Here is a 20,281-nt window from a genome sequence, read left to right as displayed (position 1 = left end):
CACCCCATTTGCAGTCGGCCGAATCGCGCTGGGATCACCCCTCGGTAAGCTGACGACATGACAGGACAAGTGCGTACCGTCGACGGCCGCGTGGCCGGTCGGCGTGGGCAGGCGACCCGGCAGAAGCTGCTCGACTGCCTCAGCGAGATGCTCAGCTCCTCCCCGTACCGGGACGTCAAGGTCATCGATGTCGCCCGGAAGGCGGGAACTTCGCCCGCGACCTTCTACCAGTACTTCCCGGACGTCGAGGGCGCCGTCCTGGAGATCGCCGATCAAATGGCCGCCGAGGGCGCCGGGTTGACCGAGCTGGTCGCCGGGCGGTCCTGGGTCGGCAAGGCGGGCTGGCAGACCGCGCAGGAACTCGTGGACGGCTTCCTGGAGTTCTGGCGCAAGCACGACGCCATCCTGCGTGTCGTGGACCTCGGCGCCGCCGAGGGGGACAAACGGTTCTACAAGATCCGTATGAAGATCCTGAACTCGGTGAACAACTCCCTGTCCGACTCCATCGCCGAACTGCAGGCCAAGGGCAGGATCGACAAGGACGTGAACCCGGCGGCCATCGCGGGCTCGCTGGTCGCGATGCTCGCGGCGGTGGCCGGGCACCAGAAGGGTTTCACGTCCTGGGGCGTCAAGCAGGCCGAACTGAAGCCGAATCTGGCGCTGTTGGTGCACCTGGGCGTGACGGGCAGAAAGCCGACGAGATAGCCGTCTTCCAGGCTTCTTGCCCGGCAAGCCCTTTTTCCAGGCCCCATGTCCTGTCTGGCAGGCGGTGGTTCACCCGGTGAACCACCGCCTGCCGCCTTATGCGGGCAAGGGACGGTCCTTCACCACGTGCTTCATCACGAGCGTGGACGTCAGCCGCTGCACGCCCGGCAGGGTGGCCAGCCGCTCGTCGTACAGCCGCTGGAAGGCGGCGAGGTCGGCGGTGGCGACCCGCAGCAGATAGTCGGGGTCGCCGAAGAGGCGCTGGGCGTCCAGGACGTACTCCACCTCGCTCACCGCCCGCTCGAACTCGGCCACGGTGTCCCGGTCCTCCTGCCGCATGGACACGAAGACCAGCGCCTCGAAGGTCAGCCCGAGGGCCGCCGGGTCCACCACCGCGCGGTACCCCCGGATGGCGCCGGACCGCTCCAGCTCGCGCAGCCGCCGGTGGCACGGCGAGACGCTGAGGCGCACCCGCGCGGCCAGCTCGGTCACGGTCAGCCGCCCGTCCTGCTGGAGCTCGGCAAGAATCTTCTGGTCCAGATCGTCCATGAAGAAGATATTTGCTCAGGAAAGACGATCATGGGCAAATTTCGGGAACACATTCGGGCCATTCACGCCTAATGTCCCCAGCATGGACTCCGCAACCCTCCTCTCCTTCCTCGCCGTGGACCTGCTGCTGGTGTGCGTACCGGGCGCCGACTGGGCGTACACGATCGCGGCCGGGCTGCGCGGCCGGTCCGTACTCACCGCCGTCGCCGGTCTGGTCGCGGGGTACGCGCTGCACACGGCGCTGGCGGTGGCGGGTCTGGCGGTCCTGGTCGCGGGCTCGCCCCGGCTGCTCACCGCGCTGACGGTGGCGGGCGCCGGATACCTGGTGTGGCTGGGGTGGGGCGTGCTGCGCCGGCCGGGCGTGCCGGGGGCGGGCGAGGCCCTCGACAGCAGCGGGCCGCGCGTCTTCCTGCGCGGGGCCACGATCAGCGGCCTGAACCCCAAGGGCCTGCTGCTCTACCTCTCCGTCCTCCCCCAGTTCCTCACCGTCCGGGGCGCCCACCTGCCCATACCGGTCCAGACGGCCACCCTCGGCCTGCTCCACATGGCGTGCTGCGCGGCCGTCTACCTCACCGTCGGCGCCCTCTCCCGCGCCCTGCTGACCGCCCGCCCGGTGGCGGCCCGGGCGGTCACCCGGACGTCGGGGGCGGCGATGCTGGGTGTCGGCGCGTTGCTGCTGGTGGAGCGGCTGGCGACGCTGTAGCGGTCACTTCCGTACGATCCTGAACACCCGTATCTCCCGCTCCACCCGCGCCTGGTACGTCGCGTACGGCGGCCAGAACTCCAGCAGCGCCCGCCACGCCGCCGCCCGTTCCTCCCCCGCCAGCAGCCAGGCCGTGACGGGGATGTCCTCGCCCCGCAGGCTGACGGAGGCGTCGGGGTGCGCGAGGAGGTTGGCGGTCCAGGCCGGGTGGCCGGTGCGGCCGAAGTTGGAGCCGACCAGGAGCCAGCTGTTCCCGCCCTTCTCCGGCATACAGGCGAGCGGCGTCCGGCGGGGCAGCCCGCTGCGGGCCCCGGTGGAGGTCAGCACGACGCCGGGCAGCAGCTGGGCGCTGAGCAGCACCCTGCCCCGGGTGAGCCGGTGGACGGCCCGGTCCAGCGCCGGGATCACATGCGGGGCGATCTTGGCGAAGCCCCGGGTGGAGGACACCTTCTGCACCAACCGCACTCCGACGGCCGCCATCAGACCGTCACCTCCCGTCGCCCGAAGAGCCGGGCCGCCTCGGCCGCCCGCGCCCGCAACCGGTGCACCGGCCCGAACAGCAGCTCGTCCCCGGCCGCCCGCTTGAAGTACAGGTGAGCCTCGTGCACCCAGGTGAAACCGATCCCGCCGTGCAGCTGGATCGCCTCGCCCGCCGCGTACCGCAGCGCCTGAAGGGCCTGCGCGAGCGCGAGCCCGCCCACGTTCTCGCCCTGGGTGGTCGCCCAGGCGGCGTAGTAGGCGGCCGACCGGGCCGCCTGCACCTGGACGTACACGTCCGCGAGGCGGTGCTTGACCGCCTGGAAGGAGCCGATCGCCCGCCCGAACTGTTCCCGCTGCCCGACGTACTCCACGGTCCGCTCCAGCACCCGGTCGGCGGCCCCGACGGCCTCGGCGGCGAGCACGGCGGCGGCGGTGTCACCGACGGCGGCGAGGGCGGGCAGTACGCCGGTCTCCTCGTCGCCCAGCAACTCTCCCCGCACCTCGCGCAGTTGGACACGCCCCTGCGGCCGGGTGGCGTCGAGAGCGGTCCGCCGGGCCCGTACGACCCCCGCGGCGCCCCCTTCCACCAGGAAGAGGAGAGTCCGGGACCGCGCGAACCCCCCGGTGTGCGCGGCGACGACCAGCAGCCCGGCGCTGTGCCCGTCCAGCACCTGATCCGCCTCCCCGTACAACCGCCACCCGCCCCCTGTCTTCCGGGCCTGCACACCACCCGCCCGCCCCCCGCCTGCCCACTCGCCGCCGTTGCCGCCGGTGAGGGCGAGGGCGGTGGTGAGGGCGGCGGCGGGGACGGCGAGGGCGGCGGTGAGCGTGCCGGCGGCCAGGCGGGGCAGCAGGGCGGCGCGCTGGGCGTCGGTGCCGAGGGCGAGGATCAGCGGGGCGGCGAGTACGGAGGTGGCGAGCAGCGGGGAGGGGGCGAGGGCGCGTCCGGTCTCCTCGCAGGCGAGGGCGAGTTCGGTGGCCGAGCAGCCGACACCGCCGTAGGTCTCGGGGAGGGCGAGCCCCGGCAGGCCGAGCTGGTCGGCGAGGGCGGCCCACAGGGCGGGGTCGTGCCCGGCTGGAGTGTCGAGCGCGGTCCGCAGCTCCGGCGCCCCGCAGCGTTTGTGCAGCAGCTCGCGCAGCGTGCGGCGGATCTCGTCCTGCTCGGCGGTGAGGCGCGTGTCCATGACCCATCCCTCCGACCTGATCTGACGGTCCGTCATGTTAGGGCGGGAGGGGAGGGAAGCCCAGGGGTGCGACGGCCCCACGACACCTGCCGCCGACCCTCGAATCTGATGTACCGTCAGATTCATGACGCCAGGGAGCCGGAAAGTCGCCGTGGTCGGCGTCGCCCTCTCCGACTGCGGCCGGGTGGACGACGCGACCCCCTACGCCCTGCACGCCCAGGCCGCCCGCCGCGCGCTGGCGGACGCGGGTCTGGACCGCGCCCACGTGGACGGCTTCGCCTCCGCCGGACTGGGCACGCTGGCCCCGGTGGAGGTGGCCGAGTACCTGGGCCTGCGGCCCACCTGGGTCGACTCCACCTCGGTCGGCGGCTCGACCTGGGAGGTCATGGCGGCCCACGCGGCGGACGCGATAGCCGCCGGCCACGCGAACGCGGTGCTGCTGGCCTACGGCTCGACGGCGCGGGCGGACGTCAAGGCGGGCAGACGCACCGGCACCCTCTCCTTCGGCGGCCGGGGCCCGCTCCAGTTCGAGGTGCCGTACGGCCACACGCTGATCGCCAAGTACGCGATGGCGGCCCGCCGGCACATGATCGAACACGGCACGACCGTCGAGCAGTTGGCGCAGGTCGCGGTGCAGGCCCGGGCGAACGCCGCGCTGAACCCCGAGGCGATGTTCCGCGACCCCGTCACGGTCGACGAGGTCCTGTCCGGCCCGATGATCGCCGATCCCTTCACCAAGCTGCACTGCTGCCTGCGCTCCGACGGCGGCGCGGCGGTGGTGCTGGCGGCCGAGGAGTACGTGCGGGACTGCCGCACCGCCCCCGTCTGGATCCTCGGCACCGGTGAGCACGTCTCGCACTCCGCCATGTCCGAGTGGCCCGACTTCACGGTCTCCCCGGCGGCGGTCAGCGGTCGCCTCGCCTTCGCACGGGCCGGGGTGCGCCCCGAGGAGATCGACTTCGCCGAGATCTACGACGCCTTCACCTACATGACGCTGGTGACCCTGGAAGACCTCGGCTTCTGCGGCAAGGGCGAGGGCGGCGCGTTCGTGGAGAAGGGCCGGCTGCTGGTGCGGGGCGGGGAGCTGCCGGTGAACACGGACGGGGGCGGCCTGTCGGCCCAGCACCCCGGGATGCGCGGGCTGTTCCTGCTGGTGGAGGCGGTGCGGCAACTGCGGGGGGAGGGCGGGGAACGCCAGGTGCGGGGCGCGGACGGGGAGCTGCCGCGCCTGGGGGTCGCCTCCGGGACCGGGGGGTGGTTCTGCTCGTCGGGGACGGTGGTGCTGGGGCGGGAGTGAGAGGCGGCCTCACCGGTGCACGTCCCGGACCGCGACCGGGGATACTCGCCCCATGGCACCAACCGATCTCCACGAGCTCCTCAGGTCACTGCGGGTCTGGGACCCCGAGGTCACGGAGCTGCCCCCCTTCGACCCGACGACCGCGCCCCCGACCCCGCTCCCCCTCTTCACCGCCTGGTTCGCCGAGGCGGTGGCCGCCGGGCAGACCGAGCCGCACACCATGTCGCTGGCGACGGCGGACGAGGACGGCCACCCGGACGTGCGGATCGTGATGCTGCACGGCGCCGACGCCGACGGCTGGTCCTTCGCGACCCACGCCACCAGCCGCAAGGGACGGCAGCTCGGCGCCCACCCGCACGCGGCCCTCGCCTTCTACTGGCCGGTGCTCGGCCGCCAGGTCCGGCTCCGGGGGCCGGTCACCTCCGCGCCCTCCGAGGAGAGCCAGGCGGACCTGCACGCCCGCTCGACCGGCGCGCTCGCGGCGGCGCTGACCGGGCGGCAGAGCGAGGTGCTCACGTCGGTGGAGGAGCTGCGGCGCGTCTCGGAGGCGGCCTGGGAGCAGGCGCGGGCCGACCCGGCCGCTCCCTCCCCGACGTGGACGCTGTACCGGATCCGCCCGGAGGAGGTGGAGTTCTTCCAGGGTGATCCGGAGCGGCGGCACGTACGGCTCGCCTACCGGCGCACCGGGTTCGGGTGGGAGCGGACCCTACTGTGGCCGTGACTGCGGCCGTGACGTGAACCGGTACACGGCGAAGTCGGCCACGGGCCGGTAGCCGATCCGCTGGTACAGCCCGTTGCTGGTCGGGTTCGCGAGGTCGGTGAAGAGCAGCACCTCGTCCACCCCGGCCGACCGGGCGGCCCGGCTCACCTCGGCGGTCACGGCACCGGCGTATCCGCGTCCGCGCAGGTGGGCCGGGGTGTACACGGGCGCCACCCGGACCTGCCCGGCGACCGGCGGGGTCACGCCGGCCATGGAGACGGGGGTGCCGTCGGGGGTCTCCCAGAGGGTGACCCCGCCCTGGGCGATGCGGGCGTCGGCCCAGGCTCCGGCGTCGAAGAACCCGCGTGCGTCGGTCGCGTCGGCGAACTCCGCGGCCCAGCGGGCCAGCAGCTCCCGGTCCGCCGCCCCGGCCACCCGCGCCCGGCCGTCGGGCACCGGTGCGGGTACGGTCAAGTCGCCCAGCCGGTAGAGCCGTTGCCGTTGACGCAGCCTGCCCTCGGCTCCCGCGCGCCGCTGCCAGGCGTCCACGAACGCGTCCGCAGAATCCCGCTCGGCGAAGACACCGGGGACGGGGTGACCGAGGGCGAGCAGCCGGGCGGCGAGGGCGTCGGCCTCCTCGGCGGTCACCGGTGTGATGTGCACCGGGTGCGGAGGCGTCTGGAACAGCACCGCGCGTACGGTGCCGTCCGCCTGCGCCAGCGTTCCGAACAGGGGCGCCCCGTCCCCGTAGAAGTGTGGCCCCTGTCTGCGCAGCGTGTCGGTGACGGTCAACGCCACCGTGTGCGGCGCGGGCCGTGAGCGCAGGAAGTCACCGGCGCGGGAGAGAAAGCCGTCCAGGTCTTCGGTGAGGTGCCAGTCGTCGGGACGCATGCCCCCATGATCTCGCCGGCTTCCGGGCCGTGCCCGGGAATTACGGCATGGCCGGCTCCGGGTCCGTAGCGATCCGCGCATGCAGATGCACGTCCCGGAACGCGTCCTGCCGCCCGGCCTCGAACATCGCCCCGCGCAGGGTCCCCTCACCGGGGAACCCGCACCGCTGGGCGATCCGGCAGGACGCGTCATGCCCGACGGCGTGCCCCAACTCCAGCCGGTGGAGGTCGAGTTCCGTGAACGCCCAGCGAGCGGCGAGGGTGAGCGCCCGGGCGGCGACCCCCTGCCCGCGCGCCTCCGGCAGCACCCAGTACCCGACGCGCGCGACACGGAACACCCGGTCCATCGCGTTGATCCCGATGTGGCCGAGCGTCGTACCGCTGCCCGCGTCGGTGACCCGGAAGGGCACGCAGTCGCCGCGAGCGGCGCTCTCCGTCTGCGCCCGCAGGGACTCCCGCGCGCCGTCGAAGCCGGTGACCGCGTTCAGCGGGGTGTTCCACCGCCGGAACTCGGGATCGTCCCGGCCGCGCATCCAGTCCGCCACGTCGGCGTCGGACTCCGCGTCCCAGCGGCGCAGGCGCAGGCCGTGGCCGGTCGGCTCGGGGACGGGGTGGACGGGGGAGTGCTCACGCGTGGAAGCCATGACATCCATTGAATCCCGCGCCCCTGGTCACTCCACCACCGGCCGGAACACCGGCACCCCCGCCCGGAACACCACCTCGACCGCCATCCCCGCGCGGAGCTCCCCCGCCGGGCACTCCACCAGTTCGGTCATCATCCGGGGGCCCTCCGCGAGGTCGACCACGGCGGCGACGTACGGGGTGCGGGTGTCGAAGGGCGGGAGGTCGTTGCGGTGGACGACGGACCAGGTGTAGAGGGTGGCACGGCCGGTGGCGTGGGTCCAGGTGACGTCTTCGCTCCAGCAGTGGGGGCAGAACTCGCGGGGGTAGTGGTGCGCCCGGCCGCACGCATCGCAGCGGCGCAGGAGGAGGCGGCCTTCCGTCGCCGCGTCCCAGTAGGGCCGGGTGAAGGCGTCGGGCTCGGGGACGTCGAACCGGGCCGCGTTCATCAAAGCCACCCCAGCACGTGGTCGACGGACCACACCTGCCAGGACATGGCGAACAGCGCGACCAGCGAGATCAGGGCCATCATCGAGTTCTGCCCCTGCTCGGCCCAGTCGTGGATCATGAGGGTGAGGTAGAGGAGGTTCAGGAGCAGGCCGCCGACCAGCGCGACCGGCGTGAGGAAGCCGGCCACCAGGCCCAGGCCCAGGGCCAGCTCCGCGTACACCACGACGTACGCCATCGTCCGCGGGCGCGGCTTGACCACGGTGTCGAAGCCGGAGCGGACGGCGTTCCAGCGGTGTTTCGCCGCGACGTCCGCCGCCCAGGCGATGCCGGTGCCGCGCTCGAACCAGGCCTTCTTGTCCTTGTGCCGCCAGCTCTCCAGCCACCACAGGCCGAGCCCGATGCGCAGTACGGCCACCCACTCGGCGCCACTGAGCCAGATCGAGTCCATGACATCTGACGGTACGTCAGATCCACGGGTAAGCCGAGAGGCGGTTCGGAAAATCCTGTGCGCCCGCCGTGAAGCTGTGGGTCCCCCTTGAATCCCCGGCAAATTGTTGACGATTTTGTTCACGCACAACTACGTTCGCAAGCGCAAGGCCAAGGCCCCGAAGGACGAGAGGCAGCAAGGTGAAGCACAGGGCAGTCAAGCGCAGGACGGTAGTCATGGGCATCGGCGCCACCGCCGGTGTCGCGGCGGTCGGCGGCATCGCCCTGAACGCGCAGGCGTCGAGCGACTCGTCGGCCTCGTCCGCCTCGGACCCGCTGGTCTTCGATCCGGACGGCTACACGGTGCTGACGGCCACGGTCACGGACACGGACGGCACCGAACACGAGGTGAAGTACCACTTCTGGAAGGCGATCACCTACGTCGCCAAGCCGGTGGACGAGAAGTACCAGAGCCTGAACGTCAGCGTGCCGGTGGAGATCGACGGCGAGGTGATCGACGCGAGCGACGCGCCGATCCTGCTCGCGAACTCCGTTGGCGGGTACATGCCGTCCACGGTGGCGGACGCGACCGGGATCGGCGGCGGCATGGGCGGCGGCCTGCCGGGAGGCCCGCCCTCCGGCAGCGCCGCGCCGAGCGCCTCGGCATCGGCCCCGGGCGCCAACGGCAACACCAACGCCACCGGTGGCGCCCTGGCGAGCAACCAGCTCCTGGCCCTGGCCGCCGGGTACGTCGTCGTCGAGCCGGGCGCCCGCGGCCGTACCCTCAAGGACTCCGACGGCGAGTACTACGGCGTGGCCCCGGCCGCGATCGTCGACCTCAAGGCGGCGGTGCGGTACGTGAAGTTCAACAAGGGCCGCATCCCCGGCAACGTCGACCGGATCGTCTCCGCGGGCACCAGTGCGGGCGGTGCCCTCTCCTCCCTCCTGGGCGCCTCTGGCGACAGCCCCCTCTACGACAGGTACCTCAAGGAGATCGGCGCCGCCGACGCCTCCGACGCGATCTTCGCGACCGGCGCCTGGTGCCCGATCACCGACCTTGAGCACGCCGACGGCGCCTACGAGTGGAACTGGGGCACCAACGCCGTCCAGTCCACCGGCAAGGCCGTCGACCAGACCGTCTCCAAGGAACTCCAGTCGCAGTTCGCCGAGTACCAGGCCGCCCTGAAGCTGAAGGGCCTGGGCGGCTTCGGTCCGCTGACCGCGCGCAACTACGACGCGTACCTGGTCAGGCAGTACCTGGAGCCGTCGGCCACCCGGTACCTCACCGGCCTCTCGGACTCCGCGCGCGAGACCTACCTCGCCGCCAACACCTTCATCACCTGGAAGAACGGCAAGGCCACCTTCTCCTGGGCGGACTTCCTCACCTACGTCGGCGCCCGCAAGAAGACCACCCCTGCCTTCGACGCCTTCGACCTGTCGACGGGCGAGAACAACGAGTTCGGCAAGGGCACCACCGGGACCCGCCACTTCACGGCGTACAGCCTGAAGAACGACACCACCGGCCTCACCGCCAAGCGGCTCGACAGCGACATCTCCGAGCTGCTGCGGCTGATGAACCCGATGCCCTTCCTCACCGGGAAGGCCAACCCCGGGCGCACCAGGCACTGGTGGATCCGCCTCGGCACCAAGGACTCCGACACCTCGCTGACGGTCTCCGCCAACATCGCCGCCGCGGCGGCCGGCCTGGGCGACGACGTCAACCACCTCTACTACTGGGACCAGGGCCACGGCGCCAACACCGACCCGGGCGACTTCATCAAGTGGATCGCCAAGGTGACCGGCCACAAGACAAAGAAGAAGTAGCCCGATCCCCGCCCGCTCTTCGCCCGTTCCCGGGCCGGAGGATCCCCCCAGCCGCGGTGTCCGTTTCCCGTCTGTCCCGGACACCGCCCACCCGCGACGCCGGGCTCCCGCGCACCGGGGCCCGGCGTCGCGGGCCTTCCGCTTCCGATCACCTCGTGCACGTTCCCGATCACTTCGCTCACGACCGGACCGTCTACGACACCGGTTCCCCCCACTCCTCCCACAGCCGTGATCAATCCGCAACCAATTCCGGTCTTGACCGAGACCCATCAACCCGGTGCGTGATTACGCTCGCGCTCATGGCCGACTCTCCCGTGTCCCCGACCCCCGCCGACCGCCCCGTCTACGTCATAGGCGCCGGGCCCGGTGGCCTGGCCGCCGCGTACGCGCTGCGCGCCCGGGGCATACGGGCCGTCGTGCTGGAGAAGTCCGACCGCGTCGGAGCGTCCTGGCGCCGCCACTACGACCGGCTGCACCTGCACACCACGCGCCGCCTGTCGGCGCTGCCCGGGCTGCCGATGCCGCGCCGGTTCGGGCGGTGGGTGTCCCGGGACAACGTGGTGCGCTACCTGGAGAAGTACGCCGAGCACCACGAGCTGGAGATCGTCACCGGTGTGGAGGTCTCCCGGATCGAGCGCCTGGCCGACGGCACGGGCTGGCTGCTGCACGCCTCCGGCGGGCGGGAGCTGACCGGTGGCGCGGTGGTGGTGGCCACCGGCTACAACCACACCCCGCGGGTGCCCGACTGGCCGGGCCTGGAGACGTACGGCGGCGAGTTCCTGCACGCGGGCGAGTACCGCAACGCCGAGCCCTACGCCGGGCGGGACGTGCTGGTCGTCGGTATCGGCAACACCGGTGCCGAGATCGCCGTGGACCTGGCGGAGGGGGGCGCCTCGCGGGTACGGCTGTCGGTGCGGACCGCGCCGCACATCCTGCGCCGGTCGACCGCCGGGTGGGCCGCGCAGTACACGGGCGTGCTGGTACGGCGGCTGCCCGTCGCCCTCGTGGACCGGCTCGCGGGACCGGTGGGCAAACTGAGCGTGCCCGACCTGTCGGCCCATGGACTCCCCCGCCCGGACACCGGGCTGTACAGCAGGGTCCGGGAGGGGTCGATCCCGGTGCAGGACGTCGGTCTGATCGACGCCGTGCGCAAGGGGAAGGTGGAGATCGTGGCCGCCGTCGACGGTTTCGAGGACGGCAAGGTGGTCCTCGCCGACGGCACGCGCCTCTCGCCCGACACCGTGATCGCCGCCACCGGGTACGTCCGCGCGCTGGAGGGCCTGGTCGGCCACCTCGACGTGCTCGACGGCCGCGGCAGACCGGTCGTTAACGGCCCCCGCACCCCGAAGAACGCCCCCGGCCTGTACTTCACCGGTTTCACCAACCCCATCAGCGGCATGTTCCGCGAGCTCGCGATCGACGCGCAGAAGATCGCCAAGGCGGTGGCGAAGCAAGGGGCGGGGCAGCTGTCGGGGCTGCCGGGCTGAGCGCCCGCGAGCCGTTGCGCCCGGAACGCTACCGCGCCACCGCGTAACCGGGCACGGACGGCCATCGAACGGTCAGCACCACCGAGTCCTCCTCGGCGAACCAGGAGTGGTCGACTCCGCGACCCCACAGGACGTAGTCGCCCTGCTGCTCCAGGACCACGCTGCGGCCGGGGAGTTCGACACGGAAGCGGCCGCTGATGAGCACCAGGAAGGCCGTCCGCTCCTCCCCCTCCACCCACCGCGCCCTCTCGTCGCCGCGCGGGTGGACACCCCATTTGATCTCCAGAGCCCCGCTGTGGCGCGGATCGTCGGCGTCCTTGAAGTGCCCGAGCAGCCAGCCTCGGTCCAGCGCCGCGTCCTTGCCCGCGTTGCCCACGTACACAACATCGTCCATCACCTGAACGTACCGCGTCACAAACGCTCCCTCGGCGGCGCCGTTCCCGCAGCGCACGCGCCGTCCGGGAATAGGGCGTGCACGACCATTTCCTGACGCTTCGTCAGTTCAGTAACCTGACAGAGCGTCAGTTTAATGGCTGTCACACAGGAGCGGGCGGACCGATGCTTGGATCAACCCACGGCACTCTCACCACCGACTCCCGCCGGGCCCGGGTCATCGCCTGCGGTGAGCCACGGCCCGGGCCCGCCGTCCACGGCCGGGCGGCCGACGTGGACGAGCTCGATGTCAGCGGGCGTCCGCTGCACAAGGACGTACCCGATCTGGACCGGTTCTTCCGGCCGGAGTCCGTCGCCGTGATCGGCGCCTCGGACGCGGAGGGGAGGCCGAACACCGGCATCACCGGACAGCTGCTCTCCTGGGCCGAGCGGGTGGGGGCGCGGGTGCACCCGGTGCATCCCACCCGGGCGGCCGTCTTCGGCATCCCCTGCGTACCGTCCGTCGCCGACCTGCCCGAGCAGGTCGACCTCGCCGTGCTGCTGGTCGCCGACCCGTTGCCGGTGATCGGGGAACTCGCCGAGGCCAAGGTCAAATTCGCCGTGGCGTTCGCCTCCGGGTTCGCGGAGACCGGTGAGGAGGGCGCCCGCGCCCAGGCCCGGCTCGCGGCGGCCGTCCGGCGGGCCGGGCTCAGGCTGCTCGGGCCGAACACCAACCTCAACGCCTTCGAGCGCTTCCGGGACGACCTGGACGGCCCGGCCATCGCCCTCATCACCCAGTCCGGGCACCAGGGGCGGCCCGTCTTCGCCCTCCAGGAACTCGGCATCCGGCTCTCCCACTGGGCGCCCACCGGCAACGAGGCCGACCTGGAGACCGCCGACTTCATCTCCTACTTCGCCGAGCGGCCGGAGGTCGGCGCCATCGCCGCCTACGTCGAGGGACTCAAGGACGGCCGCTCCTTCCTGCTCGCCGCCGACCGGGCCGCCCGCCGCAAGGTGCCGGTCGTCGCCGTGAAGGTGGGGCGCACCGAGGCCGGGGCCCGTACGGCCGCCTCGCACACCGGCAAGCTGACCGGCGCCGACGAGGTCGTGGACGCGGCCATGCGGCAGTACGGCGTGATCCGGGTCGACGGGCTCGACGAACTCCAGGACACCGCGGCCCTGCTGGCGCGGGCGAAACCGCCGCGCGCCGACGGCGTCGTCGTCTACTCCATCTCGGGCGGCACGGGCGCGCACGTCGCCGACCTGGCCGCCGGTGCGGGCCTGCGGCTGCCCACCCTCTCGGAGGCCCGGCAGACCGAGCTGCACCAGTGGATACCCGAGTACCTGAGCGTGGCCAACCCGGTCGACAACGGCGGCCACCCGGTCGGTGACCGGCGCGGCCGGAAGATCATCGACGCGATCCTGGCCGACCCCGAGGTGGGCGTGCTGGTCTGTCCGATCACCGGCCCCTTCCCGCCCCTGAGCGACAAGCTGGTGCGGGATCTGGTGGACGCGGCGGAGAGCACCGACAAGCTGGTGTGCGTGGTGTGGGGGTCGCCGGTCGGTACCGAGCCCGCGTACCGGGAGGTGCTGCTCGGATCCTCCCGGGTGGCCACCTTCCGTACCGTCGGCAACTGCCTCACCGCCGTCCGCGCCTACCTCGACCACCACCGCTTCGTACGCGCCTACCGCTCCCCCTTCGACGAGGCGCCCCTCACCCCCTCCCCCTCCTTCCGCAAGGCCCGCATGCTGATGCGGCCCGGGCAGCAGCTGAGCGAGCACGCCGCCAAGCAGCTGCTGCGCGCCTACGGGATCCGGGTACCGCGCGAGCAGCTGGTGACCAGCGCGGCGGCGGCCGTACGCGCGGCGGGCCAGGTCGGCTACCCGGTGGTGATGAAGGCGTCCGGCGGCCAGATCGCCCACAAGACAGAGCTCGGACTTGTGAAGATCGGCCTGACCTCGGCCAGCCAGGTCCGGGACGCCTACCGCGAACTGACCGACATCGCCCGCTACGAGGGCGTCTCACTGGACGGTGTCCTGGTGTGCCAGATGGTCGAGCGGGGCGTGGAGATGGTCGTCGGTGTCACCCACGACGAGCTGTTCGGGCCGACCGTGACCGTCGGGCTCGGCGGGGTGCTGGTCGAGGTGCTGCGCGACGCCGCCGTACGCGTGCCGCCCTTCGGTGAGGACCAGGCCCGGGACATGCTCGCCGAACTGCGCGGACGGGCCCTGTTGGACGGGGTCAGGGGCCGGCCGCCGGCCGATCTGGACGCGCTGGTCGAGGTCGTCCTGCGGGTGCAGCGCATGGCGCTGGAGCTCGGGGACGAGCTGGCGGAGCTGGACATCAACCCGCTGGTGGTACTGCCGAGGGGGCAGGGCGCGGTGGCGCTGGACGCGTTGGCGGTGTGCCGGTGACGGCCGCGGTGGAGCATGTGACGTGCGACCACGTCTCGCGCATCGTCCTCAACCGCCCCGAAGCCCTCAACGCCCTCACCCCCGACCAGCGGGACCGCGTCATCGAGCTGCTGTCGTCCGCCTCCGCGGACCCGGACGTACGCGCCGTCGTGCTCACCGGCACGGGGCGCGGTTTCTGCGCGGGCGCGGATCTGCGGGGCGGGTCGGGTACGGGTGAGCGGATCCCCGGTGACGTGGCGCGCACCCTGCGCCTCGGTGCCCAGCGGCTGATCGCGGCGGTGCTGGACTGCGAGAAGCCGGTGATCGCCGCCGTCAACGGTACGGCCGCCGGGCTCGGCGCCCATCTCGCGTTCGCCTGCGATCTCGTACTCGCCGCGGAGTCCGCCCGGTTCATCGAGGTCTTCGTGCGGCGCGGGCTCGTACCGGACGGGGGCGGTGCCTATCTCCTCCCCCGGCTGGTCGGGCCGCAGCGCGCCAAGGAGCTGATGTTCTTCGGGGACGCGGTGGACGCGGCGGACGCCGAGCGGCTCGGGCTGGTCAACCGGGTGGTGCCGGACGGGGAGCTGGACAAGACGGCCCGCGAGTGGGCGGCCCGGCTGGCCGCCGGGCCCACCCGGGCGCTGGCCCTGACCAAGCAGTTGGTGAACGCCTCCCTCGACACCGACCGCACGTCCGCCTTCGCCGCCGAGGCCGCCGCGCAGGAGATCAACATGACGACTCAGGACGCGCGGGAGGGGGTGGCCGCCTTCGTGGAGCGCAGGAGTGCCGGGTTCGAGGGGCGGTGAGTTCGGGGGGGGGGGGCGGTGAGAAGCCTTCCCATCTGACGTACCGTCAGCTTCAATGGAGGTGTGATGGGACACGCAGGGATGGCGGCAGCCGCCGTCCGCTACCTCAGGTCGGAACAGCGGCCCCCTCGGGTCGACCCGCTGCCGCGCCCCGAACTGCGGTGTGTGCGGGAGGACGAGCGGGCGCCGGTCGACCAGGGCGAGTTCCGGCGCGTCCTGGGGAACTTCGCGACCGGCGTGACCGTGGTCACGGCACCCGCCGCCGGCGCCGAGCACTCCCCCGCCGGGTTCGCCTGCCAGTCCTTCTCCTCCCTCTCCCTCGATCCGCCCCTCGTCGCCTTCATGGTTGGCCGTACGTCGACGACGTGGCCGCGCATCGCCCGCGCGGGCGTCTTCTGCGTCAACGTGCTGAGCGCCGGCCAGGACGAGCTGTGCCGCGCCTTCGCGGTGCGCGGCGCGGACAAGTTCGCGGACGTGGCGTACGACGCGGCCCCCGCCTCCGGCTCCCCGCGCCTCGACGGCGCGCTCGCGTGGATCGACTGCACGATCCACGCGGTGCACACCGGCGGCGACCATCTGATCGTGGTGGGGCGGGTGGACGCGCTGGGGACGGGCGACCAGGACGCGGCGCCCCTCCTCTTCCACAAGGGCCGGTTCCTTCAGGACAGGCCCTAGGTGACCGCCACGGCGTCCCGGACCGGGGAGGCCGGCCGCCGCCGGATCACCAGCGCCATCAGGGCCGCCGCCGCGCAGAGGGCGCCGGAGGCGTACCAGACGACGTCGTAGGAGTCGAAGACGTCCCGGGCGACGCCGCCGAGGTAGGCGACGAGGGCCGCGCCGACCTGGTGGGAGGCCAGCACCCAGCCGAAGACGATGGCGCTGTCCTCGCCGTACTGCTCCCGGCACAGGGCGAGGGTGGGCGGGACGGTGGCGACCCAGTCGAGGCCGTAGAAGACGATGAAGAACAGCATCGGCGGGTGCACGCTCGGCGCCAGCAGCACCGGCAGGAACAGCAGGGAGACCCCCCGCAGCGCGTAGTACACGGCGAGCAGCCGGCGCGCGTCGAAGCGGTCGGTGAACCAGCCGGAGGCCACCGTGCCGACCACGTCGAAGACGCCGATGACCGCGAGCAGCGAGGCCGCCGCCGTGACCGGCATGCCGTGGTCGTGGGCGGCGGGCACGAAGTGGGTCTGGACCAGGCCGTTGGTGGAGGCGCCGCAGATCGCGAAGGTGCCGGCGAGCAGCCAGAAGGGGCCGGTGCGCACGGCGGAGGCGAGGACCGTGAGCGTGCGGCGGGCGGCACCGGTGACCGGGGGCGGCTTCGGTACGAACTCCGTGGCGCCGTAGGGCTTCTGGCCCACGTCGGCCGGGTGGTCGCGCAGCAGCAGCCAGACGAAGGGGACGACGGCGAGGGAAGCGAGCGACACCGTGACGGCGGCCGGGCGCCAGTCATGGGTCTCGATGATCCAGGACAGCAGCGGCAGGAAGATCAGCTGGCCGGAGGCGGAGGCGGCGGTGAGGATGCCACTGACCAGGCCGCGGCGTTCGGTGAACCAGCGGTTGGTGACCGTCGCGGCGAAGGCCAGCGCCATGGCGCCGGTGCCGAGACCGACCAGCAGACCCCAGCACAGCAGCAGTTGCCAGGCCGCCGTCATCCACACCGTCAGGCCCGAGCCGAGCGCGATCACGGTCAGCGCGACGGCCACCACCCGGCGAATGCCGAAGCGGTCCATCAGCGCGGCGGCGAACGGCGCGGTGAGCCCGTACAGCGCGAGGTTGACGGAGACGGCCGCGCCGATCGTGCCGCGCGACCAGCCGAACTCCTGGTGGAGCGGGTCGATGAGCAGACCGGGCAGCGAGCGGAAGGCCGCCGCGCCGATGATCGTGACGAAAGTGACGGCGGCGACGAACCATGCCCGGTGCGCCGACATGGTGCGGCGCCGCCGCGGGCTGGGCTTGTCGGCGGACCGGGTTTCCTCTGCGGTGGCCGTGGCCTCGGTTGTCTGGGTCACGCCATAAAGCCTCCGCCGCGGGGCCGCGCCCATCGAGTGGCCCGAAGGACAGCGTTCGCTAGGATCGGGCCATGCCCCGTGTCGAGGAGTTCCGCCCCCACCGCGTCGTCGTCCTCGCCCTGGACGGCCTGCTCCCCTTCGAGCTGGGCATCCCGCACCGCATCTTCGGCCGCCCCAAGGACGCCCGGGGGCGGCATCTGTACGAGGTCGTGACCTGCTCGGTCCGGCCGCCCGGGCCGGTCGACACCGACGCCGACTTCGCCATCCACGTCGCGCACGGCCCGGAGGCGCTGGCCACCGCCGACACGGTGCTCGTCCCGGCCCTCTACGAGCTGGGCCCGCTGTTCGAGGAGGGCGTGCTGACCGAGGAGCTGGCCGCCGCGCTCGCCCATGTCCGCCCCGGCACCCGGCTCGCCTCCATCTGCACCGGCGTCTACGTCCTGGCCGCCGCGGGCCTCCTCGACGGCCGCCCCGCCACCACGCACTGGGCCGACGCCGACCGCTTCCAGCGCCTCTTCCCCCATATCCAGGTGGACGCGGACGTGCTGTTCATCGACGACGGCGACATCCTCACCTCGGCGGGCGTCGCCGCCGGCATCGACCTGTGCCTGCACATGGTGCGCCGCGACCACGGCACGGCCGTCGCCAACGAGGTGGCCCGCCGTACGGTCGTACCGCCGCACCGCGACGGCGGGCAGGCGCAGTACATCGAGCGGCCGGTGCCCGACCCCCAGCAGGCCACCACGACGGGCGCCCGCGCCTGGGCGCTGGGCCGGCTGCACGAGCCGATCCAGCTGCGGGACATGGCCGAGCAGGAGTCCATGTCGGTACGGACCTTCACCCGCCGCTTCCGTGAGGAGGTCGGCGTCAGCCCCGGCCAGTGGCTCACCCAGCAGCGGGTGGAGCGGGCCCGGCATCTGCTGGAGTCCACCGGCCTGTCCGTCGACCAGGTGGCCCGGGACGCGGGCTTCGGCACCGCCCAGTCGATGCGGCAGCACCTCCAGGCGGCGCTGGGCGTGACGCCGACCGCGTACCGGCGGACGTTCCGGGCGAGGGCCGGCACATGAGCCGCGCTCAGAAGGTGAGCACCGCCCGCGCCACCCGCCCCGCCTCCGCGTCGGCCCGTGCCTTCTCGAAGTCCTCCACGGGGTAGGTGGCGGTCACCAGCTCGTCCAGGAGCAGGCGGCCCTGGCGGTACAGCTCGGCGTAGAGCGCGATGTCGTGCTGGGGGCGGGAGGAGCCGTAGCGGCAGCCGAGGATGGACTTGTCCAGGTACATCGAGGAGACCAGGAAGGACGCCTCCGCCGTGGCCGGGGGCACGCCGAGGAGGATCGCCCGCCCCTCCCGGTCGAGCAGGTCGATGGCCTGGCGGATCAGCTCGACCCGGCCGACGCATTCGAAGGCGTGGTCGACGCCGGTGGGCAGCAGGTCCTTGACGCCCTCCGTCGAGGTCAGGAAGTCGGTCGCGCCGAACCGCCGGGCCACCGCCTCCTTCTCCGGGTTGGCGTCCACCGCCACGATCCTGAGGGCGCCCGCGAGCCGCGCGCCCTGGAGGACGTTCAGCCCGATCCCGCCGGTGCCGATCACCAGCACGCTGTCCCCGCGCCCCACCCGGGCCCGGTTGAGCGCCGCCCCCACCCCGGTCAGCACCCCGCAGCCGATCAGCGCGGCGGACGGCAGCGGGATGTCCTTCGGGATGCGGACCGCCTGCACGGCCTTCACCACCGTGCGCTCGGCGAAGGCGGAGTTGGAGGCGAACTGGTAGAGCGCGTCGCCGCCCCGGAGGAACGGCCGCCCCGGCCGCCCGATCGCCTTCCGGCACATGGTCGGGCGGCCCCGGTCGCACTCCGCGCAGGTGCCGCAGTTGGCGAGCGTGGACAGGGCCACGTGGTCGCCGGGCGAGACATGGGCGACACCCGCGCCGACCGCCTCCACCACCCCGGCCCCCTCATGGCCCAGCACCACGGGAACGGGGAAGGGTATGGTCCCGTCTACCACCGACAGGTCGCTGTGGCACAGCCCGGCCGCCGAGATCGCCACCCGCACCTCGCCGGGCCCCGGATCCCGTACGTCCAGATCGTCCACGACCCGTACCCGTTTGCCGTCGAACACCACACCGCGCATGGCTCCAGCCCCCTCAGCCCTTCGGTTCCCTCGGCAGGCCGAGCACGCGCTCGGCGATGATCGTGCGCTGCACCTGGTCCGAGCCGCCGTAGACGGTGTCGGCCCGGGAGAACAGGAACAGGTGCTGCAGCGCGTCCAGTTCGTACGGCGCCGCCGGCGACCAGTCCGCCGGGCCCGCGCTCGCCGCCGCCCCGCGCACCAGCATCGCCAGCTCCCCGAGCCGCTGGTGCCAGCCCGCCCACAGCAGCTTGGCCACGCTCGGGGCGCCCGGGTCTCCCGAACCGCCCAGTGTGCGCAGGGCGTTCCAGCGCATCACGCGCAACTCCGCCCACTGGCCCACCAGACGGTCGCGTACGACGGGATCATCGGCGGCACCCGTGTCGAGCGCCGTCCGCACCACCCGCCCCAACTCCTCGGCGAACCCGATCTGCTGCGCGAGCGTCGACACTCCCCGCTCGAAGCCGAGAAGGCTCATCGCCACCCGCCAGCCGTTCCCCTCACCCCCCACGACGTGCTCCACGCGCGCGCGTGCCCCGTCGAAGAACACCTCGTTGAAGTCGCTCGTGCCCGTCATCTGCCGGATGGGACGCACCTCGATCCGTCCCGGCTGGTCCATGGGCACCAGCAGGAAGCTCAGGCCGTGGTGACGGCGGGAGCCGGGATCGGTGCGCGCGAGCACGAAGCACCAGTCGGCCTCGTGGGCGAGCGAGGTCCAGATCTTCTGGCCCGTGATCCGGTACGACGCCCCCTCCCGCACCGCCGAGGTGCGCACGCCCGCCAGATCCGAACCGGCGCCCGGTTCGCTGTAGCCCTGACACCAGAGTTCCTCACCGGCCGCCACGGGCGGCAGGAACCGGGCCTTCTGCTCCCCGGTGCCATGCGCGATCAGCGTCGGCGCGAGAAGGTTCTCACCGATATGCCCCGACCGCGGGGGCGCCGCGGACCGTGCGTACTCCTCCGCCCAGGCCACCTGCTGAGTGAGAGTCGCGGCCCGGTTGCCGTATCCCGACTCGCCCCAGCCGAGCCCGATCCAGCCGGCCGCACCGAGGGCGCGTTCCCAGGACCGGCGATCCTGGCCGCGATCGGCATGCCGGGCGAGCCAGTCCCTCGCTTCCACCCGGAACGCCTCGTCTTCGGCGGTGAATCCATAATCCACGGGGGGTCTCCTTCAGATGCCGGTCGCGAGCCACCTACCTCAGGGGCGCGGGGAACTGCGCGACCAGCCACAACGAATCCGCAGCCGCCAGACCACGCATC

Annotated in this window: 21 protein-coding genes; 10 read left to right on the top strand and 11 right to left on the bottom strand. The window is 72.7% G+C overall.

Annotated elements, in window-relative coordinates:
- Positions 1-57: 57 nt before the first annotated feature.
- Positions 58-705, top strand: a complete 648-nt coding sequence (locus ACZ7L0_RS34050) for a TetR family transcriptional regulator (RefSeq protein WP_471246399.1) — start codon at positions 58-60, stop codon at positions 703-705.
- A gap of 96 nt (positions 706-801) precedes the next feature.
- Here ACZ7L0_RS34050 and ACZ7L0_RS34045 read toward each other — a convergent pair whose 3' ends face one another.
- The gene (locus tag ACZ7L0_RS34045; RefSeq protein ID WP_471246398.1) at positions 802-1,254 is read right to left on the bottom strand and encodes an Lrp/AsnC family transcriptional regulator; all 453 of its coding nucleotides are present in this window, start codon (positions 1,252-1,254) and stop codon (positions 802-804) included.
- Between the two features lie 82 nt (positions 1,255-1,336).
- Between ACZ7L0_RS34045 and ACZ7L0_RS34040 the strand changes: the two genes are divergently transcribed.
- Positions 1,337-1,957 carry a LysE family translocator gene (locus ACZ7L0_RS34040; protein WP_471246397.1) on the top strand — a complete coding sequence of 207 codons (621 nt, stop codon included), beginning with the start codon at positions 1,337-1,339 and terminating at the stop codon, positions 1,955-1,957.
- A gap of 3 nt (positions 1,958-1,960) precedes the next feature.
- On the opposite strand, the gene ACZ7L0_RS34035 is transcribed toward ACZ7L0_RS34040, so the two are convergent.
- Together ACZ7L0_RS34035 and ACZ7L0_RS34030 are read right to left on the bottom strand one after the other, a co-directional pair.
- Entirely contained in the window at positions 1,961-2,437 is a 477-nt protein-coding gene (locus ACZ7L0_RS34035; protein WP_471246396.1) for a nitroreductase family deazaflavin-dependent oxidoreductase, read from the bottom strand.
- Positions 2,437-3,621, bottom strand: a complete 1,185-nt coding sequence (locus ACZ7L0_RS34030; RefSeq protein WP_471246395.1) for an acyl-CoA dehydrogenase family protein — start codon at positions 3,619-3,621, stop codon at positions 2,437-2,439. Before ACZ7L0_RS34030 ends, ACZ7L0_RS34035 begins: the two co-directional genes overlap by 1 nt.
- Before the next feature lie 124 nt (positions 3,622-3,745).
- On the opposite strand from ACZ7L0_RS34030, the gene ACZ7L0_RS34025 reads away from it, so the two are divergent.
- A complete protein-coding gene (locus tag ACZ7L0_RS34025; RefSeq protein ID WP_471246394.1) occupies positions 3,746-4,918 on the top strand; it encodes a thiolase C-terminal domain-containing protein in 1,173 nt (390 codons plus the stop codon).
- Positions 4,919-4,970: 52 nt separating this feature from the next.
- Positions 4,971-5,639 carry a pyridoxine/pyridoxamine 5'-phosphate oxidase gene (locus ACZ7L0_RS34020; RefSeq protein WP_471246393.1) on the top strand — a complete coding sequence of 223 codons (669 nt, stop codon included), beginning with the start codon at positions 4,971-4,973 and terminating at the stop codon, positions 5,637-5,639.
- Here the strand turns inward: ACZ7L0_RS34020 and ACZ7L0_RS34015 are convergent.
- The 4 genes from ACZ7L0_RS34015 to ACZ7L0_RS34000 are packed head-to-tail and all read right to left on the bottom strand — an operon-like array spanning position 5,625 to position 8,027.
- Positions 5,625-6,509: a GNAT family N-acetyltransferase gene (locus ACZ7L0_RS34015; RefSeq protein ID WP_471246392.1), complete on the bottom strand. Its 885-nt coding sequence runs from the start codon at positions 6,507-6,509 to the stop codon at positions 5,625-5,627. The genes ACZ7L0_RS34020 and ACZ7L0_RS34015 overlap by 15 nt on opposite strands.
- Positions 6,510-6,549: 40 nt before the next feature.
- The gene (locus ACZ7L0_RS34010; RefSeq protein WP_471246391.1) at positions 6,550-7,152 is read right to left on the bottom strand and encodes a GNAT family N-acetyltransferase; all 603 of its coding nucleotides are present in this window, start codon (positions 7,150-7,152) and stop codon (positions 6,550-6,552) included.
- 27 nt (positions 7,153-7,179) lie between these two features.
- The gene (locus tag ACZ7L0_RS34005) at positions 7,180-7,578 is read right to left on the bottom strand and encodes a Zn-ribbon domain-containing OB-fold protein (protein WP_471246390.1); all 399 of its coding nucleotides are present in this window, start codon (positions 7,576-7,578) and stop codon (positions 7,180-7,182) included.
- Positions 7,578-8,027, bottom strand: coding sequence for a DoxX family protein (locus tag ACZ7L0_RS34000; protein ID WP_471246389.1), 450 nt, complete (start codon positions 8,025-8,027; stop codon positions 7,578-7,580). Before ACZ7L0_RS34000 ends, ACZ7L0_RS34005 begins: the two co-directional genes overlap by 1 nt.
- Positions 8,028-8,242: 215 nt before the next feature.
- Between ACZ7L0_RS34000 and ACZ7L0_RS33995 the strand changes: the two genes are divergently transcribed.
- Together ACZ7L0_RS33995 and ACZ7L0_RS33990 are read left to right on the top strand one after the other, a co-directional pair.
- Positions 8,243-9,829, top strand: a complete 1,587-nt coding sequence (locus ACZ7L0_RS33995; protein WP_471246388.1) for a subtype B tannase — start codon at positions 8,243-8,245, stop codon at positions 9,827-9,829.
- A 299-nt stretch (positions 9,830-10,128) separates the two neighbouring features.
- Positions 10,129-11,316, top strand: a complete 1,188-nt coding sequence (locus ACZ7L0_RS33990) for a flavin-containing monooxygenase (protein WP_471246387.1) — start codon at positions 10,129-10,131, stop codon at positions 11,314-11,316.
- Positions 11,317-11,344: 28 nt separating this feature from the next.
- Here the strand turns inward: ACZ7L0_RS33990 and ACZ7L0_RS33985 are convergent, their stop codons facing one another.
- A complete protein-coding gene (locus ACZ7L0_RS33985; RefSeq protein WP_471246386.1) occupies positions 11,345-11,710 on the bottom strand; it encodes a cupin domain-containing protein in 366 nt (121 codons plus the stop codon).
- Between the two features lie 164 nt (positions 11,711-11,874).
- On the opposite strand from ACZ7L0_RS33985, the gene ACZ7L0_RS33980 reads away from it, so the two are divergent.
- The 3 genes from ACZ7L0_RS33980 to ACZ7L0_RS33970 all read left to right on the top strand — a co-directional run bounded on the left by ACZ7L0_RS33980 (position 11,875) and on the right by ACZ7L0_RS33970 (position 15,563).
- Entirely contained in the window at positions 11,875-14,103 is a 2,229-nt protein-coding gene (locus ACZ7L0_RS33980) for an acetate--CoA ligase family protein (RefSeq protein ID WP_471246385.1), read from the top strand.
- Positions 14,094-14,888: an enoyl-CoA hydratase/isomerase family protein gene (locus ACZ7L0_RS33975; protein WP_471246384.1), complete on the top strand. Its 795-nt coding sequence runs from the start codon at positions 14,094-14,096 to the stop codon at positions 14,886-14,888. Before ACZ7L0_RS33980 ends, ACZ7L0_RS33975 begins: the two co-directional genes overlap by 10 nt.
- A 66-nt stretch (positions 14,889-14,954) precedes the next feature.
- A complete protein-coding gene (locus ACZ7L0_RS33970; RefSeq protein WP_471246383.1) occupies positions 14,955-15,563 on the top strand; it encodes a flavin reductase family protein in 609 nt (202 codons plus the stop codon).
- Here ACZ7L0_RS33970 and ACZ7L0_RS33965 read toward each other — a convergent pair.
- Complete coding sequence (locus ACZ7L0_RS33965) at positions 15,560-16,900, bottom strand: MFS transporter (protein WP_471246382.1); 1,341 nt, start codon at positions 16,898-16,900, stop codon at positions 15,560-15,562. The two genes, ACZ7L0_RS33970 and ACZ7L0_RS33965, sit on opposite strands and share 4 nt — an antisense overlap.
- 71 nt (positions 16,901-16,971) lie before the next feature.
- On the opposite strand from ACZ7L0_RS33965, the gene ACZ7L0_RS33960 reads away from it, so the two are divergent.
- Positions 16,972-17,967 (top strand): GlxA family transcriptional regulator, encoded by a 996-nt coding sequence (locus ACZ7L0_RS33960; RefSeq protein WP_471246381.1) that lies wholly within the window; start codon positions 16,972-16,974, stop codon positions 17,965-17,967.
- 7 nt (positions 17,968-17,974) lie between these two features.
- On the opposite strand, the gene ACZ7L0_RS33955 is transcribed toward ACZ7L0_RS33960, so the two are convergent.
- Both ACZ7L0_RS33955 and ACZ7L0_RS33950 read right to left on the bottom strand, forming a co-directional pair.
- Complete coding sequence (locus ACZ7L0_RS33955) at positions 17,975-19,024, bottom strand: Zn-dependent alcohol dehydrogenase (protein WP_471246380.1); 1,050 nt, start codon at positions 19,022-19,024, stop codon at positions 17,975-17,977.
- 13 nt (positions 19,025-19,037) lie between these two features.
- Entirely contained in the window at positions 19,038-20,180 is a 1,143-nt protein-coding gene (locus ACZ7L0_RS33950) for an acyl-CoA dehydrogenase family protein (protein WP_471246379.1), read from the bottom strand.
- Positions 20,181-20,281 lie beyond the last annotated feature (101 nt).

This window comes from Streptomyces sp. NPDC039424, from assembly GCF_055639495.1.
This window is presented reverse-complemented; position numbering and strand designations above follow the sequence as displayed.

Excerpts from the sequence above, each read along its gene's own strand:
- ACZ7L0_RS34025 (WP_471246394.1), top strand. The coding sequence starts at position 3,746 with ATGACGCCAGGGAGCCGGAAAGTCGCCGTGGTCGGCGTCGCCCTCTCC.
- ACZ7L0_RS34015 (WP_471246392.1), bottom strand. The coding sequence starts at position 6,509 with ATGCGTCCCGACGACTGGCACCTCACCGAAGACCTGGACGGCTTTCTC.
- ACZ7L0_RS34010 (WP_471246391.1), bottom strand. The coding sequence starts at position 7,152 with ATGGCTTCCACGCGTGAGCACTCCCCCGTCCACCCCGTCCCCGAGCCG.
- ACZ7L0_RS34045 (WP_471246398.1), bottom strand. The coding sequence starts at position 1,254 with ATGGACGATCTGGACCAGAAGATTCTTGCCGAGCTCCAGCAGGACGGG.
- ACZ7L0_RS34030 (WP_471246395.1), bottom strand. The coding sequence starts at position 3,621 with ATGGACACGCGCCTCACCGCCGAGCAGGACGAGATCCGCCGCACGCTG.
- ACZ7L0_RS34035 (WP_471246396.1), bottom strand. The coding sequence starts at position 2,437 with ATGGCGGCCGTCGGAGTGCGGTTGGTGCAGAAGGTGTCCTCCACCCGG.
- ACZ7L0_RS33970 (WP_471246383.1), top strand. The coding sequence starts at position 14,955 with ATGGGACACGCAGGGATGGCGGCAGCCGCCGTCCGCTACCTCAGGTCG.
- ACZ7L0_RS33955 (WP_471246380.1), bottom strand. The coding sequence starts at position 19,024 with ATGCGCGGTGTGGTGTTCGACGGCAAACGGGTACGGGTCGTGGACGAT.
- ACZ7L0_RS33990 (WP_471246387.1), top strand. The coding sequence starts at position 10,129 with ATGGCCGACTCTCCCGTGTCCCCGACCCCCGCCGACCGCCCCGTCTAC.
- ACZ7L0_RS34050 (WP_471246399.1), top strand. The coding sequence starts at position 58 with ATGACAGGACAAGTGCGTACCGTCGACGGCCGCGTGGCCGGTCGGCGT.
- ACZ7L0_RS34020 (WP_471246393.1), top strand. The coding sequence starts at position 4,971 with ATGGCACCAACCGATCTCCACGAGCTCCTCAGGTCACTGCGGGTCTGG.
- ACZ7L0_RS33980 (WP_471246385.1), top strand. The coding sequence starts at position 11,875 with ATGCTTGGATCAACCCACGGCACTCTCACCACCGACTCCCGCCGGGCC.
- ACZ7L0_RS33960 (WP_471246381.1), top strand. The coding sequence starts at position 16,972 with ATGCCCCGTGTCGAGGAGTTCCGCCCCCACCGCGTCGTCGTCCTCGCC.
- ACZ7L0_RS33995 (WP_471246388.1), top strand. The coding sequence starts at position 8,243 with ATGGGCATCGGCGCCACCGCCGGTGTCGCGGCGGTCGGCGGCATCGCC.
- ACZ7L0_RS34005 (WP_471246390.1), bottom strand. The coding sequence starts at position 7,578 with ATGAACGCGGCCCGGTTCGACGTCCCCGAGCCCGACGCCTTCACCCGG.
- ACZ7L0_RS34000 (WP_471246389.1), bottom strand. The coding sequence starts at position 8,027 with ATGGACTCGATCTGGCTCAGTGGCGCCGAGTGGGTGGCCGTACTGCGC.
- ACZ7L0_RS34040 (WP_471246397.1), top strand. The coding sequence starts at position 1,337 with ATGGACTCCGCAACCCTCCTCTCCTTCCTCGCCGTGGACCTGCTGCTG.
- ACZ7L0_RS33985 (WP_471246386.1), bottom strand. The coding sequence starts at position 11,710 with ATGGACGATGTTGTGTACGTGGGCAACGCGGGCAAGGACGCGGCGCTG.